A 16,152-nucleotide genomic window follows, 5' to 3' on the forward strand; every position below is an offset into this window, starting at 1 on the left:
TTAAATCTGGCCGCCCGCCTTGCCGACCTGCAGTCATATGTCCGCTTACGTCCAGATTTCACAAAGTCGTTACCGCGTAAGATGTTGTACTTAGCTGATCATTGACTGACAAAGCCCGCTGGAGAGCCCTCACCTCATGTCACCGCGCCTGAGCATCGTCGTCCCCGTGTACAACGTCGAGCTCTACCTCGACGAGTGCCTGGAGTCCCTGGCCGCCCAGACGTTCCGCGATTTCGAGGTCGTCATGGTCGACGACGGTTCGACCGACTCCAGCGCGGTCATCGCGAAGGCCTTCGCCGCCAAGGACAAGCGGTTCCGCCTGGTCATGCAGGAGAACGCGGGCCTCGGCGCCGCCCGCAACGTCGGCGCCCGGCACATATCCGAGGGCAGCGAGTACCTGGCGTTCGTCGACAGCGACGACACCATGCCGGACAACGCCTACCAGTTGATGATCGACAGCCTTGACGGGACCGGCTCCGACTTCGTCGCGGGCAACGTGCTCCGCTTCCGCTCGGTCGGCATGAACCAGTCCTGGGGGCACAAGGTCCCCTTCGCCAAGACCCGTCTGAAGACCCACATCTCGAAGTTCGCGCCGCTGGTCACCGACCGCACCGCCTGGAACAAGGTCTACCGCCGCACCTTCTGGGACAAGCACGGCTTCCAGTACCCGGAGGGCATCCTCTACGAGGACGCCCCGGTCAGCATCCCCGCCCACTACTTCGCCGAGAACGTCGACATCCTCAGCGACGTCGTCTACCACTGGCGGGTCCGCGAGACCGGCGAGCGCTCCATCACCCAGCGCTCCACCGACCCGGTCTCCCTCACCGACCGCGTCACCTCCGTGCGCCTGGTCCGGGATTCCCTCAAGGCCAAGGAAGGCCAGGTCTACGCCAAGTACCTGCGCGAGTACGACCACAACGTGCTCGTCGAGGAACTCCCGCTGATCTACAAGTACGTACCCGAGGGCGGAGCCGACTTCCGCGCGGCCTTCGTCAAGGACGTCGGCGGCCTGGTCCGCGAGATCGGCACCCAGCCCTGGGCCGACCTCGCCGTAGGCGACCGGCTCAAGGCGTACTTCGCCCGCGAGGGACGCGTCGAGGACTTCATCGCGCTGCTCAAGCACCAGGAGGACTTCTCCTGGAGCATCCCGGTCAAGGGCCTCGCCCGCCCGCACGCCGACTACCCCTTCCTCCAGGGCCGCCCGCCGGTCCCGGCACCGCTCCTCGCCGTCGGCCGCCGCGAGCGCCGCCTGGTCAGCGGTCTGGAAACGGTCAAGTGGGCCGACGGCAAGCTGCTCCTCCGCGGCTTCGGCTTCCCCGGCCAGCTCGGCGCCGAGAGCCGGCTGCGCTCCCGCAAGAAGCTGGTCTTCCGCGAGAAGGGGCAGCGCCGCAAGGTCGTCGTCGGTGCCCGCACCATCGCCGACCCGCTGGTCAGCGCCACCCACGCCCACCTCACCCTGCGCCACGCGGACTGGGCCGGCTTCACCGCGGTGCTCGACCCGACCGCCTTCCAGCAGGGCGGCCGCTGGCAGGACGGCGTCTGGAACGCCTCCATCGTCGTCAAGGACGTGGCCATCCCCTACCAGGCCCGCCTCAAGGCCGGCGACCACGACAGCGCCCAGGCCCCGCCGGCCCACTGGGTCGACAACGACGTCCGCATCGTCGCCTCGACCGCCGGGAACGCCCTGTCCCTGAAGGTGGAGAACGTCAAGGCCCGCGTGCTGGACGCGCGTACCCCCGACAGCGACGCCTTCGAGCTGGCCGGCGAACTCGCCGACCACCCCGGCGACGGAGCCGTGCTGCGCGCCGAGCACCAGCACACCGGCACCGTCGCCACCTTCCCGCTGACGCCCGGCGCGCTCGCCGGCAACGGCCACACCCCCTTCACCGTGCGGGTCCCGCTCGCCGAGCTGGCCGCCGTCCCCGACCGCGAGGCCGGACCCGGCCACTGGACGCCCGAGCCGTGGTCCCTCGCCGTCGAGAAGGCCGACGGCACCCGCCTGGACCTCGCGCACGACGAGCGTGGCGGTTTCCACGGCCTGGTCCTGCCCGTTCCCGGCGACACCACCGGCCGCGCCCTCTTCGTCAAGCGCACCGCCGTCGGCCACCTGCAGTTCTCCATGCAGCCCTCGCCCCCGCTGGTCGAGCGCGCGAGCACCGAGAACGGTGTGATCACCCTCAGCGGCACCTTCCACAAGCCGGCCGCGCACGCCGGCGAGGAGTTCGAGCTCGTCCTGCACAACTGGCGCGGCGAGGAGTACAGCCACCCGGTCAGCACCGCCGACGGCCGCTTCGAGGCGGTCTTCACACCGGTCCTCCCCGAGCACTACGCCGGCCGTGCCACCCTGCCCGAGGGCCGCTGGTGGCCGACCCTCCGCCCGCTCTCCCAGGCCGGGACCACCGCGGGCCTGCTCGGCGTCGACCGAGGCGCCCCGGTGCAGATGACCGCCCCGGCCCTGGGCGGCGGCCCGGTCACCGCCGGAGTCGACGGCCGCCGGATCCACGTCCAGTCCCGCTTCTTCGACCGCATGGCCGTGGTGGCCGACTCGCTGCGCAGCCCGCACGACCGCGCCCGCTTCCACCAGCGCGTCATGCGCGACGAGACCTACCCGAAGCTGCGCACCGCCCCGCTGCGCGACGTGGTCGTCTACTCCACCTTCCAGGGCAACGGCGTGGGCGACGCCCCGCTGGCCGTTCACCGGGAGCTGGTCCGCCGAGGCGCACAGCTGGAGCACGTCTGGCTGGTCAACGACGGCTGCGCCGAGGTCCCCGAGACCGCCCGCGCCGTGGACCCGTACTCGCAGGAGGCCTGGGAACTGCTGGCCCGCGCCAAGTACTTCGTCACCAACGACAGCGTTCCGCGCTGGTTCGAGCGCCGCGAGGGCCAGACCGTCGTACAGACCTGGCACGGCACGCCGCTCAAGCAGATCGGTCTCGACTACATCCACGACTACTACACCAGCCCCGCCGTCCTGGAGGCACTGGAGCACGACAGCGCCCAGTGGACGCTGCTCGCCTCGCCGAGCAGCTTCGCCACCCCGGTGCTCACCCGCGCCCTCGGCTTCAAGGGCGAGGTGCTGGAGGTCGGCAGCCCCCGTACGGACGTCCTGGTCGAACGCGACGAGGAGCGGGCCGCCGAGGTCCGCCGCCGGCTGGGCGTGCCCGAGGGCAAGAAGATCGTCCTGTACGCCCCGACCTGGCGGGAGAACCGCGAGGGCTGGAGCGGCGGCTACAAGCTCGACCTGCGCATCGACCTGGACGCCGCCCGGCGGGAGCTGGGCGAGGACCACGTCCTGCTGGTCCGCGGCCACTACCGGGTCGGCGAGCAGGTCCGTGACGCCGTCCGGGACGGCTTCGTCAAGGACGTGTCGCGCTGGCCCGACACCACCGACCTGCTGCTCGTGGCCGACGTGCTGATCAGCGACTACTCGTCCGTGCTGTGCGACTTCGCGCTCACCGACAAGCCGATCCTGCTGTTCACGTACGACCTGGCGCACTACCGGGACACCCTGCGCGGCTTCACCTTCGACTTCGAGGAGAAGGCCCCCGGTCCGCTGCTGGCGGACTCGGACAGCCTGATCGCGGCGGTGCGCGACGCGGACGCGCTGGGCGCGGAGTACGCGGAGAAGCGGGCCGCCTTCCGGGCCGGGTTCGCCGACCTCGACCGCGGCGACGCGGCGGCCCGGGTCGTCGACCGGATGCTCGGCACGAAGTAGCGGCCGAGGCCGGCGGCCGCCGGCCGGGCTTCGGGCCGTCTTCGGTTCGGCTTCGGTTCGGCTTTGGGCCGGACGAGTGCTTCCCGGGCAGGTCCCGGGCCCCACCGATGAGTTCGGGGCCCGGGACCGGTCTGTATGGGGGAGACCCCCCGTACCTGGAGGCAGAAATGAGCAGCACCGGTTTCACCACGTGCCTGTGGTTCGACGGGCAGGCGGAGGCCGCCGTCGACTACTACCTGTCGGTGTTCAAGGACGGCAGGCGCGGCCGGGTCGGCCGCTACACCGACGCCGGCCCCGGCGAGCCCGGATCGGTCATGGTCGTCGAGTTCGAGATCAACGGGCAGAAGTTCGTCGGCCTCAACGGCGGCCCCGAGTTCATCTTCAACGAGGCGATCTCGTTCCAGATCCACTGCGCCGACGAGGCGGAGGCCGACTACTACTGGGACGCCCTCACCTCCGGCGGCGGCCAGGAGGTGGCCTGCGGCTGGGTGAAGGACCGCTTCGGAGTGTCCTGGCAGGTCATCCCGGCCGGGGCGATCGAGCTGCTCAGCGACCCGGACCCGGAGCGCGCGGGCCGGGCCACCCGCGCGATGATGCAGATGAAGAAGCTCGACGTGGCGGCGATGCGCCGGGCCGCCGACGGAGAGGAATAGCCTCCCGCCGGCCTGCCCTCCGCCGACCTGCCCTGCGCTACGGCCTGCCCTCTGCGGCGATCCGCCGCAGCAGGGCCGGCAGCGCGCTCCCGATCGGCTCCCGTACGACCTCCTCGGCAAGGGGGTCGTACGGGGTCTCCTCGTCGTTCACGATGATCAGCCGCGCGCCGTGCTCCGCGGCGATCCCGGCGAGCGAGGCGGCCGGCTGCACCTGCAGGGTCGTCCCCACTGCGATGAAGATCTCACAGCCCTTGGCCACGGCCATGGCCTGTGCGAGCACCTCGGGGTCGAGCCGCTCGCCGAACATCACGGTGGCCGACTTCAGGATGCCGCCGCAGGCCGTGCAGGAGGGATCCGGGTCGCCCGCGGCCACCCGGGCCAGTGCCTCGTCCATGCCGGACCGGACGTGACAGCGGGTGCAGACCACGGCCCGGGCCGTGCCGTGCAGCTCGAACACCTTCCGGTCCGGCAGCCCGGCGAGCTGGTGCAGGCCGTCCACGTTCTGCGTGAGCACCCGGACCGGGGTGCCGCCGCGCTCCAGTTCGGCCACGGCGAAGTGGGCGGCGTTGGGCTTCGCGCCGAGCGCGCCGACCTCCGCACGCATCCGCCAGGACCGCCGCCGGATCTCCGGATCGGCCATGTAGTACTCGTACGTGACCAGCTTCTCGGCGTCCGGCTCGCGCCGCCACAGTCCGTTCGGCCCGCGGTAGTCGGGGATCCCTGAGTCGGTGGACATTCCGGCCCCGCTGAGCAGGGCGACGAGCGGCTTTCCCATGCGTGGACTCTAAGGACCGCCGTGCCCCTCCGGCCACCGCTTTACCGGGCCAGCGCAGCGAGCAGCAGCGCCGCCGTCGCCGTCCAGACCGCCGCCACCGAGCCGAGCAGCCCGCGCAGTTCCCGGCCGACCGTGGCGAACCGCTGCGTCAGGCCCAGGGTGCCGCCGGCGCCCGCCAGCAGTCCGAGCGCGGCGGCGAGCGCTCCGGGCAGCGGAACCAGGAGTGCCGAAGCGGCCGCCGGCCCGGCGCCCCCCGCCAGGACCAGCCCGTAGAACACCACCGCCACCTGCCGCGCCGCACGCGTCTCGACGAGCACCGCGCCCCCCTTGCCTGGCTCCACACCGCCTCCGCACCGCATCCGCTGGGAGCATGCCTCAGGACGGCGGACACCTAACCGACCCGCCGACCACGGACGGGTGAACCTGCACGGGGACTTGTTCTACGGCCCGGCCGGCGGCGGCGGGATCGAGAGTCGTGCCACGGATCACGTACGGGCTCTCGGCAACGCGCATCAGCAGCCCGGTCCGTCGGGGTCGTCGTGCAGAATCGGTTCTGTCGTTGCCCTCCACCGCACCGGGAGAACCGAGTTGATCCGCCGTCCTGCCCATGGTCCCGCCATCGCAGTCCTGTTGGCGGGCTCGCTCGCCCTTGCCGCCTGCGGTACGACCAAGGCCGGGGCCGGTGCGGGCGCATCGGGCTCCGCCACTCCCGACTACGTACGGCAGGCGCAGGCCTCCGCGGAGGCGGGAAAGCAGGCGCACGACCGGAAGTTCCCGGACATCGCCGCCCGCTGCAAGGACGCGGCGGCCGCCCCGAGCGCGTCCGGCAGTCCCGGTGCGAGCAGTGCGGCGGAACCCCTGGATCCCGAGGCCGCCAAGTACGCCGAGAACCACGCCTACAAGACGCAGGCGAGGCTGTCGCCGGAGGCCGGGTGCCGGGGCGGCGCGCACGCGGCGCGGATCACCAAAGGCCTGGTCGGAACCGGGAAGACGGCCCCCACGACCGAGGACGGCCTGCGAAAGGCCCTGGAGGCGCTCGGATACCCGGCCACCGAGGACGAGGTGTTCACCTCCGGCGGGGCCCTCGGCTTCGCCTTCTCCGTGCCCGGCGCGGGCCCGTGCGTCACCGGGTACCTCGGCACCCCGCCGAAGGTGGAGGCGCACGGCCAGTACATGGAGGGCGGCTGCATGGAGCCCCGCGGCGGACACTGACCCCCCGCGGTGGGCACTGACCGCCCCGCCGCCCGGCAGGCCGGAACCCACCGGGGCACCGGGCACGATCTGGTACAACACCCCGCATGACGGGACTCGAGATCTCCGGCGCGAGCGCCGCAGACATGGCACTGTTCACCGCGTGGGCCGACGAGGAGGGCTGGAACCCCGGCGACACGGACCGGTTCGCGTTCGCCGTGGCCGATCCGGAGGGCTTCCTGCTCGGCCGGGTCGACGGGAAACCGGCCGCCTGCATCTCCGCGGTCCGCTACGGCCCCGGCTTCGGTTTCATCGGGTTCTACATCGCCCGCCCCGAGTTCCGCGGCCAGGGCTACGGCATCCAGCTGTGGCGGGCCGGTATGGACCGGCTCGACGGGCGGCTGGTCGGCCTCGACGGGGTGGTGGACCAGCAGGACAACTACCGCAAGTCCGGATTCCTCCACGCCTGGAACAACGTCCGGTACGAGGGCGTGCCGCAGGGCTCCGCGGACCCGGGTGGTGCCGGGCCGGGCGTCTCGGTCGTCGACGCGGCCACGCTCCCGTTCGCCCGGCTCGCCGCCTACGACCGGCGGTTCTTCCCCGAGGCCCGCGACGCCTTCCTGGCCGCCTGGACCGGGCTGCCCGGCCGTACCGCTCTCGCGGCGGTCCGGGAGGGGAGGATCGAGGGCCTCGGCGTGATCCGGCCGTGCAGCGGCGCCTCCCGGATCGGACCGCTGTACGCGGCGACGCCCGGTATCGCCGCCGCTCTCCTCCACGGCCTGGCGGAACGCGCCGGCGGACCCGTGGCCGTGGATGTGCCGGATGCGAACCCGGCCGCCACCGCCCTGGTGGAACAGCTCGGCATGGCGCCCACGTTCGAGGCCGCCCGGATGTACACCGGGCCGGCGCCCGAGGTGGATCTGGCGGGGATCTACGGGGTGACCAGCCTCGAACTGGGCTGACGGGAGCAGGACATGACGGCGGCCCGCCGGAGGCGTACGGCGGGCCGCCCGTCCCCGCGCGCTCAGAACGAGAACACGGCCCCGCTGCCGTTGCGCAGGGCGCAGCGGTTGGCGAACGTGTGCTCGTAGCTGACCCGGCGGCCCTCCCAGACACCCGACGCGGTCACCGTCACCGGGTCCCACTCCCGGGTGCAGGCCAGCTCCCGGCCGGCGTCCGTGATCGCGTCGAACTCGGCCCCGGCGGAGCGTAATTCGGCACAGGCGGCCGACGGGTCCGGGTGCGTGCCGGCCGGCGACAGCGAACAGGACAGGGTGACCGCCCGAAGGATCGTCCCCTCGTAGGCATCCTCCCCGGCGGTGATGTCCAGGACCAGCGCGGACGGCGCGTACAGGCGCTCGGCTCCGGACGGCGCGGCGCCCGCGGGCCCGGACCAGGCCAGTGTGGCGAGCACCGTCATCGCCGTGGCGGTGGCCGCGAGCCCCAGACTGCGCATGATGGATCGCATTGCGAACACTCCTCGGATCTTGGTTCCGGATAACGGACAGGAGTCTTGCTCACCTTGGCCGCGGGCGCCGCTCACCCGTACGAAATCGCGTCACGTCCGGTGACCGCATGTGTGCAGCCCGTGGCCATGCCGCGGCCTCGACCTGCGGCGGAGCCGAGCTCGGAATCGTCCGGTCCGCACCGGGCCCCACCAGCGGAGGCAGGGCCGGCCCCACCCTGAGGAGCCGGCCCGGGGCCGGCGCCCCGGGGCCGCCGCGCCGGTCGGGCGGAGCCCGTGGAAATTGACGCGATCCGGAGCGTGGGTCAGCCGAAGCTGCCGGTCCGTGGCAGGTAGAGGTCCAGCAGCCGGGTCCGGGTCTGCTGCAGCCGGTGCGCGAGGACCCGCGCGACCCAGTGGCCGATCGCGGAACCGAACGCCGGATCGGCGTCCATGTGCATCCGCACGGTCTCCCCGTCGAACTCGTACGCCCGGACCGGTGTCATCGCTTCGGCGCTCAGCTGCCACACGTAGGGCGGGAACAGCCAGGACCAGCCGACCAGCTCACCGGGGCCGAGGCTCTCGATGACGGCCGGCCGGCGTTCGGGCACCGGCAGTTCCAGCGTGACCGTGCCGGACCGGACGATCCAGAACGAGTCCGCCCGCTGGCCCTCCTCGAAGAGCCGGGCGCCTTCGGGGAAATTGATCTCACGGGCGAAGGACATCAGCCGTCCGCGGTGCTCGGTCGACAGGACGGCGGCGATGCGCGTGGGGGAAGGTGTGCTCACGACGGCCTCCGATCAGGGCCCCCCGTCCCTCCAGTGTCCGCTGTCGGACGGAAGAAACCCCTCCGCGAGCGTCGCGTTCCGGTCGGTCCTCAGCCATTTGGTTTCGGGCCCCGGCCCGGATCCCCGGCCGGCATCCCCGGTCCGGAACCCCGGTCACCCGTCCTGGTCATCCCGTCCCGGTCATCCCGTCCCGGTCAGTCCTCGGCCTGTGCCTCCAGGCAGGCGAGCTCCATGGAGTCGAGCACGGCCTCGTGGCTGCGCCGGCTCAGCTCGGCGACGTTCTCGATCTGCGCGGTGGCCCACGAGGACAGGGTCATGACCAGCACCCGGAGGCCGTCCGGACCGTGCTCGGCCAGGACGGCGTCGGCCAGTGCCATGGCCCCCTCGGGGACCCGCTCGGGGGGTTCGAGCCCGACCAGCTCGCGCAGCAGCCCGATGGTCCGCCTGGAGATCTCCGGGGTGATCATCGCCAGCCGCCGGTCCTCGTCCCCGTCCGTCCCGTCCATCCGCCGCCCCGCCCTCCGTGCCACACGTGCCCCTCCCCGCACGGTAGAGCGCGCGGCGGCCGCCCCGGGCGGCTTTCGCCGGATCGGGTCCGGACCAATGGGGCCCGCAGCCCGCAGCCCGCAGCCCACAGCCCGCAGCCCGCCGCGCGCTGCCCGCCGTACGCCGCGGCTGCCGACGGTGGTGGCCGGAGGAGGTCAGCCCTGCTCGGCGACGCCCGCCCGTTTGTACGTCCGCATCAGCAGGGCCGTCTCGGCCTGCGTGACCCCGTCCAGCTGGGCGAACACGCTGGTCGCGAAGGTGTGCAGGGCGCGGGTGTCGCGGTGGCTCGAATAGCCGAGCAGATTGGTGCTGCCCGTGGTCACCACCAGGTGCCGGATCGCCGGCTCCCGGGCCAGCAGCTGGATCGCCGCGCCCAGCCGTCGGTGGTCCACGCCGATGCGGAACCGCGCCTCCACCGGGTACCCCAGCACCGCCGGGTCCGCGTGCAGCCGCAGGTGCAGGATGTGCGAGCCCATCAGCCGGGCCAGCCGCCGCCGGGCCGTGGTCTCCCCGACCCGCAGCTCACGCGCCAGCCGGGTGGTGGACATACGGGCGTCCCGGCGCAGCAGGGCGACCAGGGTCCGGTCCAGCTCGTCCACGGCGGGCGGCTCGGGCAGCGGCCGTCCCTCCATCGCGTGACGGCGGACGCCGGTCGGCTCGTCGTCGTAGGGGGCCCAGTCGCTGGCCGTCAGCAGCAGCCGCAGCACCACCGAGGAGTGGATGTCGACGACCCCTTCCAGCCGGCCGACGGCCGAGTCGATGAGGGTGAGCAGCGCGTCGTGATCGGGCGCGGTCAGCTCGGCGAAGACGTCGAGGGGGCCGGTGGCCACCTCCACCGAGCGCGTCTCCGGCCGCCGGGCCAGGGCCAGCGCCGTCTCGTGGACCCGTCCGGGTGTGCAGCGCACGGCCAGCTCCGCGGTGATGCCCTCACCGAGGTGCTCGGGGATCAGCGCGGCCGTGAACCTCACCTGGCCGGTGGCGGTCATCCGGTCGAGACGGCGCGCCACGGTCCGCTCGTGCACCCCGGCGGTCTCGGCCACCTCGGCGAACGCCGCCCGCGGATCCCGGTGCAGGGCGCGCAGCACCGCGTGGTCGACGGCGTCGAGCAGGGGTGGCGGTTCGCCGCGCTGTCCGTTGGTCATGCCGCGTCATCCTCTCGCATCCGGAGGCGGTGTCCGCACCGGGCACAACGGAAGACCTCCGTGCCGGAATCCGCCGCAGGTGCCACCCGGAGTGACGCGTTCGCCCGACTCTGGCGGCCGCTCTTGCCCGCCGGTGCTCCCTCTGGCGACATTGTCATGCGGAATCCGCACCTCCGCCCTGATGGCGACGGGGCCGGCGCGGTCCGCCCCTTCCTGCCCGGCCCGCGAGGCCATTCCCCGAACGAGGTGGTACGTATGACGGACACCGCTGCTCCCACGGACACCGTCAGACGGCGCGGCGTACGGGCGACCCCGGCCGCGGCCGTGATCGCCTCCGTCGCGCTCGTCGAGCTCGTCTCCGGCATCAACCAGGGCTTCCTCTCGCCGCTGCTGCGCGGCCTGACCGACACCCTCGGCGTCACCGCCGCCGACCTCAACTGGATCAGCATCGCGAACCTGCTGTCCAGCGTGGCGTTCACGCCCGTGCTCTCCAGGATGGGCGACCTCTACGGCCACCGCCGGATCCTCCGCTGGAACCTGCTCATCGTGCTGCTCGGCGCGGTACTGGTCGGCCTCAGCCGCTCCTTCGGCATGCTGCTCGTCGGCCAGATCCTCCAGGGAGCCTTCGCCGGCTTCTTCCCGCTGCTGGTCGGCATCCTCCGCAACCGGGACCGGGACGGCGCCGAAAGCCGCCGGGGCATCGCCATCATGGTGGCCGCGCTCGTCGGCGGACTCTCCCTCGGCCTGGTCGCCAGCGGTTTCGTGGCCCGCTCGGTGGACAGCCCCACCGCCGCCCTGTGGGTGCCCGCCGTGGCCACCGGCCTCGCCCTCGCGGTCACCTGGCCGCTGCTCCCCGAGTCCGGCCACCGCCCCGGCGGCCGCATCGACTGGGCCGGAGGTGTCCTGCTCTGCCTCGGCCTGGTGGCCGTCATGCTCGGCCTCGGCCTCGGCGGCACGCCCGGCTGGGAGTGGACCTCCGCCCGGACGCTGGGCTCCCTGATCGGTGGCGTGCTGGTCACCGCCCTCTGGGTGACGGTGGAACTCCGCACCGCCGAGCCGATGATCGACGTACGGATGTTCCGGCACCGCAACGTGGTCGTCGTCTCCCTGGTCACCCTGACCTTCACCTTCTGCATGCTCGGCCTGCAGATCGCCAACCCGGTGTTCCTGGGCACCAGCCCCGCCGAGACCGGCTACGGGCTCGGCCTGGACCCCTTCGCCATCGCCCTGGCCATGCTGCCCAACCTGCTGGCCCTCGCCCTCGGCGCGCTGATCGCCCCGGCGGTCGCCGCCCGGGTCTCCGACCGGCTCACCCTGGTCGTCGGTTCGCTGCTCATGGCCTCCGGCTACCTGCTCTCCTTCACCTGCCACTCCGACCGGCTGCTCTTCCTGGCCGGCACCGCCGTCGCCGGCCTCGGCACCGGCTTCCTGCAGCATTCCACCCGCACCCTCGCGGTCGAGGCCGTGCCGCACGACCAGACCTCCGTGGGCTCCGGCATCAACGAACTGCTGATCAACGTCGGCGGCTCGGTGGGCGCGGCGGCCGTGCTGACCGTCTTCGCCGCCCGCACCCCGGCCGGCCAGGTCCTGCCCGAGCTCGGCGCGTACACCACCTCCTGGACCGTGTGCGCCCTGGTGTCCGTGGCCGGCGCCGGCATCGCCCTGCTGTACCGCGACCCCGCCCGGAAGGACCGCGCATGACAGGCATGACCGGAACCGCCACGGCCGACGGCACCCGCGGCGACGGCACCGAGGCCGTCACCGACGCGGTCGCCGCGCTGCGCGAGCGAAGCCGGAAGACCCTCACCGGCCTGCAGGACACCGTGCTCGGCCTGAGCCACGCCCTGCACGCCGACCCCGAACTCGCCTACGAGGAGCACCGCGCGGCCCGCCGGATCGCCGACCTCGCCGAGCACGCGGGCTTCGAGGTGACCCGTGGCGCGTACGGGCTGCCGACCGCCCTCGGCGCCACCGCCGGCACCGGCGACCTGGTCATCGGCATCTGCGCCGAGTACGACGCCCTGCCGGGCATCGGCCACGCCTGCGGCCACAACGTCAACGGCGCCGCCTCGGTGGCCGCCGCCCTGGCCCTCGCCCCGCTCGCCGACGAACTCGGCATCACCGTCAAGCTGCTCGGCACCCCCGCCGAGGAGTTCGGCGGCGGCAAGATCGACATGATGCGCGAGGGCGCCTTCGACGACGTGGCCGCCGCGATGATGGTGCACGCCGCTCCCTCCGACTCGGTCGGCATGAGCTCCCTGGCCATCAGCAGCTGGAAGGTCGGCTACACCGGCCGTGCCGCGCACGCCGCCGCGATGCCCGAGCGGGGGATCAACGCCGCCGACGCCATGATGATCGCCCAGGTGGCCATCGCCGCCTACCGGCAGCAGATGCGGCCCGGCACCGTGGTGTCCGGCGTGGTGACCTCCGGCGGCGAGGCCGCCAACGTCATCCCCGCCCGTACCGCCGCCGACTACGACTGCCGCGCCGTCACCAGCGAGGAGCTGGCCGAACTCCAGGCCCGGGTCCGGGCCTGCTTCGAGGCCGGGGCACTGGCCACCGGAGCCGAACTCGTCCTGGAGACCGTCGGCAACGACTACGCCGATCTCCGCCAGGACTTCGACATCGGCCGCCGCTACCTGACCGCGGCCCGCGACCTCGGCCGCCGGGTGCTGGACGCCGACCCGACCCTGCGCGGCGGCTCCACCGACATGGGCAACGTCTCCCACCTCGTGCCGACGATCCACCCGATGATCGGCTACGACTGCGGCGACGCGATCATGCACAACCCGGAGTTCACCCGCTACGGGGTCACCGACGCGGCCGACCGGGCGGTCCTGGACGGCGGCCTGGCCATGGCCTGGACCGTCATCGGCCTCGCCACCGACCCGCACCACCGCGCGGGTCTGCTGGCCCGCCTCGCGGCGCGGCCCCCGATCACCGCCGCAATGGGCAGGTAATCGGCCAAGACGGGTGCCGGGGACGGCCGGTAGCCCTATTGTGCGCCCGTACGGATGTCGTACGGGCGCACAGTCATGTGTACGGCCCATCGCATTGCAACAGGGGGGTACATGCGCAGAACCAGGTGGCTGACAGCCGCCGTCGTCCTGTCCGTGGCCGGTGCCGGGGCGGGCCTCGGGCCCGGCACCGCACCCGAGGCCGCGGCGATCACACCGCCGGTGGCCTTCACCGCCGACCCGCTGCCCACCTGGCAGCCCAACGGCGTCGTCTGGGCCCTCGCCGAGGCGAACGGCACCGTCTACGCGGGCGGCACCTTCTCCACCGTACGGCCGCCCGCCGGATCCGGCGGAGCCGAGCAGTCCGCCGTCAACTTCACCGCCCTGGACGCCGCCACCGGCGCCCCCACCTCCTGCAAGCTCTCCTTCACCGTCGCGAGCGGCACCGCCACGGTCCGCGCCCTGGCGCTCTCGCCCGACAAGAAGACCCTGTACGCCGGAGGCTACTTCGGCGCCGTCAACGGGACCCCGGTCAGCAGCCTCGCCGCCATCGACACGGCCACCTGCACCCCGAAGGCCGCCTTCCGGCCGGCCTTCGCCGCCACCGTCCGGGCCCTGGCCGTCACCGCCGACACCGTCTACGCCGGCGGCGACTTCCTGACCGTCGCCGGGCAGCCCCGGCAGCGGTTCGCCGCCGTCGCCGCGTCCGACGGCGCCCTGCGCCCGTTCACCGCCGACGCCGACGAGCCCGGCCGGGCCGTCGAGGTCACCCCCGACGGAAGCAAGGTCCTCCTCGGCGGGGACTTCTTCACCGTCAACGGCACCGCCTCGCACGCGCTGGCCGTGGTCGACGCCGGCAGCGGGGCCGTCACCAAGGCGTACCCCGGCTTCATCGAGACCAACTCGGTCGTCAAGGACATCGCCACCGACGCCACCGGCTTCTACACAGCCAACGAGGGCACCGGCGGCGGCGTCTTCGACGGCCGGATCGCCCTGGACCTCGGCGGCTTCGGCCAGCGCTGGCGGGACACCTGCCTGGGCGCCACCCAGGCGGTCCTGCCGTACAAGGCCGTGCTCTACAGTGCCTCGCACGCGCACGACTGCTCCAGCGTCGGCGAGTTCCCCGACGGCCGCCGCTACCACCTGCTGGCCCAGCCCACCACGAGCACGGGCAAGCTCGGCTGGGCCCCGGACACCAACGACGGCATCGGCGAGGGCATCGGCCCGCGGGTGATGACCGTCGGCTCCAAGGGCGGCGTTCCGTACCTGTGGGTGGGCGGCGAGTTCACCACCGTCAACGGCGCCGCCCAGCAGAGCCTCACCCGCTTCTCCTCCACCGGAGACACCGGCGCACCCACCACGCCCGCCGCGAGCGCGGCGAGCTTCCGGCCCGGCCAGGTCCAGGTCCGCTGGCGCACCAGCCTCGACCTCGACGACAGCAGGCTGACCTACCGGATCTACCGGAACGGCGCTGCCGCCCCGATCGCCACGGTGGAGGCCGACTCGCTGTTCTTCCGCCGCCCGCAGGCGTCCTGGACCGACACCGCGGTCACCGCCGGCCAGACGTACACCTACCGGGTCACCGCCACCGACGCGGCCGGCAACACCAGCGCCCTGTCGGCCACCGCCTCGGTGACCGTCCCCACCGCCCCGGAGGCGTACCCCGACCGGGTCCGCTCGGACGGCGCCCGGCTGTACTGGCGCTGGGACGAATCCGTCCTGCCGTACGTCGCCGACTCCTCGGACGGCGGCGACACCAGCGGCGTGCACCACAACGCGCCCGCCCTGCGGCAGACCCCGGCGGCCGTCACCGGACCGAGCACCGCCATCGGCTTCAACGGGTCCGACAACAAGGTGTACGGCGACCGGCGGACCACCGTCGGCAGCACCTACACCCTGGAGACCTGGGTGAAGACGAACACCACCCGCGGCGGCAAGCTGCTCGGCTTCGGCAACAACACCGAGCGCGGCAGCAGCCAGTACGACAAGCACCTGTACATGACCAACGACGGCCGGCTGGTCTTCGGCGTGTACACGGGAGCCACCCGCACCATCACCACGGGCGGCACCGACCGCTACAACGACAACAAGTGGCACCACGTGGTCGCGACCCAGGGCCCGTCCGGCATGGTCCTGTACGTGGACGGGGTCCAGAAGGGCACCCTGAACGTCACCACCCACGAGAACTTCGCCGGGTACTGGCGGGCCGGAGGCGACAGCCTCGGCGGCTGGCCGGACCGCCCCACCAGCGAGTTCTTCGCCGGACAGCTGGACGAGACGGCCGTGTACCCGACGGTGCTGACGGCAGCCCAGGTACAGAACCACCATGCCCTGGCGAGCGCGCCGGCGAGCACCGTCACCCGGGTCACCGCGGCCGAGGACACCTACGCCAACGCGGGCGCCCCGGGCACCAACTACGGCACCTCCGGCTCGCTGGCCGTGCGCGGCAGCGCCCTCTACGCCTCCTACCTCCGGTTCGGCCTGCCGGCCGCGCCGGCCGGAACGGTGCTCAAGTCGGCCACGCTGAGCGTGAAGACCAGCACGCAGGCGGGGGCCGGGACCGCCGACACGGTGTCCGTGGTCCCGGTCACCGGGGCGTGGACGGAGGCGGGCACCACGTACGACAACCGCCCGGCGCTCGGAGCCCCGGCGCTGGGCACCTTCGCCGGCATCCCGGACGGCTCGGCCGTGCACACCACCGGCCTGGACACGGCGGCGGTGGCGGCGGCGCTCGGCGGCAGTTACGGCGTGGCGCTGACCGGCAGCGGCACCGACGCGCTCTGGCTGTGGTCCTCGGAGGCCGCGGCGGGCGAGGGCACCCCGCAGCTGACGCTCACGTTCGGACCTTAGGGGCGGGTTGCCCGGTTCCGGGCCGAACGCGGGGTTCCGCGGCTAGTGTTCCCCCCGTCGGGCCGCGCCCGCGGCCCAGGGGGGAACCACC

The 16,152-nt window shown here is 73.0% G+C and carries 13 protein-coding genes; 7 read left to right on the plus strand and 6 right to left on the minus strand.

Annotation, left to right across the window (positions count from 1 at the left end):
* Positions 1 to 136: 136 nt before the first annotated feature.
* Both ACGFQ9_RS21620 and ACGFQ9_RS21625 read left to right on the plus strand, forming a co-directional pair.
* Positions 137 to 3,715, plus strand: a complete 3,579-nt coding sequence (locus ACGFQ9_RS21620; RefSeq protein WP_393575715.1) for a CDP-glycerol glycerophosphotransferase family protein — start codon at positions 137 to 139, stop codon at positions 3,713 to 3,715.
* Positions 3,716 to 3,882: 167 nt separating this feature from the next.
* Positions 3,883 to 4,368, plus strand: a complete 486-nt coding sequence (locus ACGFQ9_RS21625; RefSeq protein ID WP_393575716.1) for a VOC family protein — start codon at positions 3,883 to 3,885, stop codon at positions 4,366 to 4,368.
* A gap of 37 nt (positions 4,369 to 4,405) precedes the next feature.
* Here ACGFQ9_RS21625 and ACGFQ9_RS21630 read toward each other — a convergent pair whose 3' ends face one another.
* Both ACGFQ9_RS21630 and ACGFQ9_RS21635 read right to left on the minus strand, forming a co-directional pair.
* Positions 4,406 to 5,143 (minus strand): NAD-dependent deacetylase, encoded by a 738-nt coding sequence (locus ACGFQ9_RS21630; RefSeq protein ID WP_393575717.1) that lies wholly within the window; start codon positions 5,141 to 5,143, stop codon positions 4,406 to 4,408.
* Positions 5,144 to 5,184: 41 nt separating this feature from the next.
* Complete coding sequence (locus tag ACGFQ9_RS21635) at positions 5,185 to 5,484, minus strand: hypothetical protein (RefSeq protein WP_393575718.1); 300 nt, start codon at positions 5,482 to 5,484, stop codon at positions 5,185 to 5,187.
* Positions 5,485 to 5,731: 247 nt separating this feature from the next.
* Here ACGFQ9_RS21635 and ACGFQ9_RS21640 point away from each other — a divergent pair, with 247 nt between their 5' ends.
* Together ACGFQ9_RS21640 and ACGFQ9_RS21645 are read left to right on the plus strand one after the other, a co-directional pair.
* Complete coding sequence (locus ACGFQ9_RS21640; protein WP_393575720.1) at positions 5,732 to 6,355, plus strand: hypothetical protein; 624 nt, start codon at positions 5,732 to 5,734, stop codon at positions 6,353 to 6,355.
* 86 nt (positions 6,356 to 6,441) lie between these two features.
* Entirely contained in the window at positions 6,442 to 7,296 is an 855-nt protein-coding gene (locus ACGFQ9_RS21645; protein ID WP_393575721.1) for a GNAT family N-acetyltransferase, read from the plus strand.
* A 62-nt stretch (positions 7,297 to 7,358) separates the two neighbouring features.
* Here ACGFQ9_RS21645 and ACGFQ9_RS21650 read toward each other — a convergent pair whose 3' ends face one another.
* From ACGFQ9_RS21650 to ACGFQ9_RS21665, 4 genes are all read right to left on the minus strand, one after another.
* Positions 7,359 to 7,802: an SSI family serine proteinase inhibitor gene (locus ACGFQ9_RS21650; protein ID WP_393575722.1), complete on the minus strand. Its 444-nt coding sequence runs from the start codon at positions 7,800 to 7,802 to the stop codon at positions 7,359 to 7,361.
* Positions 7,803 to 8,104: 302 nt separating this feature from the next.
* Positions 8,105 to 8,566 carry a Crp/Fnr family transcriptional regulator gene (locus tag ACGFQ9_RS21655; protein WP_393575723.1) on the minus strand — a complete coding sequence of 154 codons (462 nt, stop codon included), beginning with the start codon at positions 8,564 to 8,566 and terminating at the stop codon, positions 8,105 to 8,107.
* A gap of 194 nt (positions 8,567 to 8,760) precedes the next feature.
* Entirely contained in the window at positions 8,761 to 9,096 is a 336-nt protein-coding gene (locus ACGFQ9_RS21660; RefSeq protein WP_393575725.1) for a hypothetical protein, read from the minus strand.
* A 171-nt stretch (positions 9,097 to 9,267) separates the two neighbouring features.
* Positions 9,268 to 10,254 carry an Lrp/AsnC family transcriptional regulator gene (locus ACGFQ9_RS21665; RefSeq protein WP_393575726.1) on the minus strand — a complete coding sequence of 329 codons (987 nt, stop codon included), beginning with the start codon at positions 10,252 to 10,254 and terminating at the stop codon, positions 9,268 to 9,270.
* A 255-nt stretch (positions 10,255 to 10,509) separates the two neighbouring features.
* Here ACGFQ9_RS21665 and ACGFQ9_RS21670 point away from each other — a divergent pair, with 255 nt between their 5' ends.
* The 3 genes from ACGFQ9_RS21670 to ACGFQ9_RS21680 all read left to right on the plus strand — a co-directional run bounded on the left by ACGFQ9_RS21670 (position 10,510) and on the right by ACGFQ9_RS21680 (position 16,061).
* Positions 10,510 to 11,955 (plus strand): MFS transporter, encoded by a 1,446-nt coding sequence (locus ACGFQ9_RS21670; protein ID WP_393575727.1) that lies wholly within the window; start codon positions 10,510 to 10,512, stop codon positions 11,953 to 11,955.
* Positions 11,952 to 13,214 carry an amidohydrolase gene (locus ACGFQ9_RS21675; RefSeq protein WP_393575728.1) on the plus strand — a complete coding sequence of 421 codons (1,263 nt, stop codon included), beginning with the start codon at positions 11,952 to 11,954 and terminating at the stop codon, positions 13,212 to 13,214. Before ACGFQ9_RS21670 ends, ACGFQ9_RS21675 begins: the two co-directional genes overlap by 4 nt.
* Positions 13,215 to 13,325: 111 nt before the next feature.
* The gene (locus tag ACGFQ9_RS21680) at positions 13,326 to 16,061 is read left to right on the plus strand and encodes a DNRLRE domain-containing protein (RefSeq protein WP_393575729.1); all 2,736 of its coding nucleotides are present in this window, start codon (positions 13,326 to 13,328) and stop codon (positions 16,059 to 16,061) included.
* Positions 16,062 to 16,152 lie beyond the last annotated feature (91 nt).

The sequence above is a fragment of the Streptomyces sp. NPDC048603 genome (genome assembly GCF_043199475.1).
GTDB lineage: Bacteria > Actinomycetota > Actinomycetes > Streptomycetales > Streptomycetaceae > Streptomyces.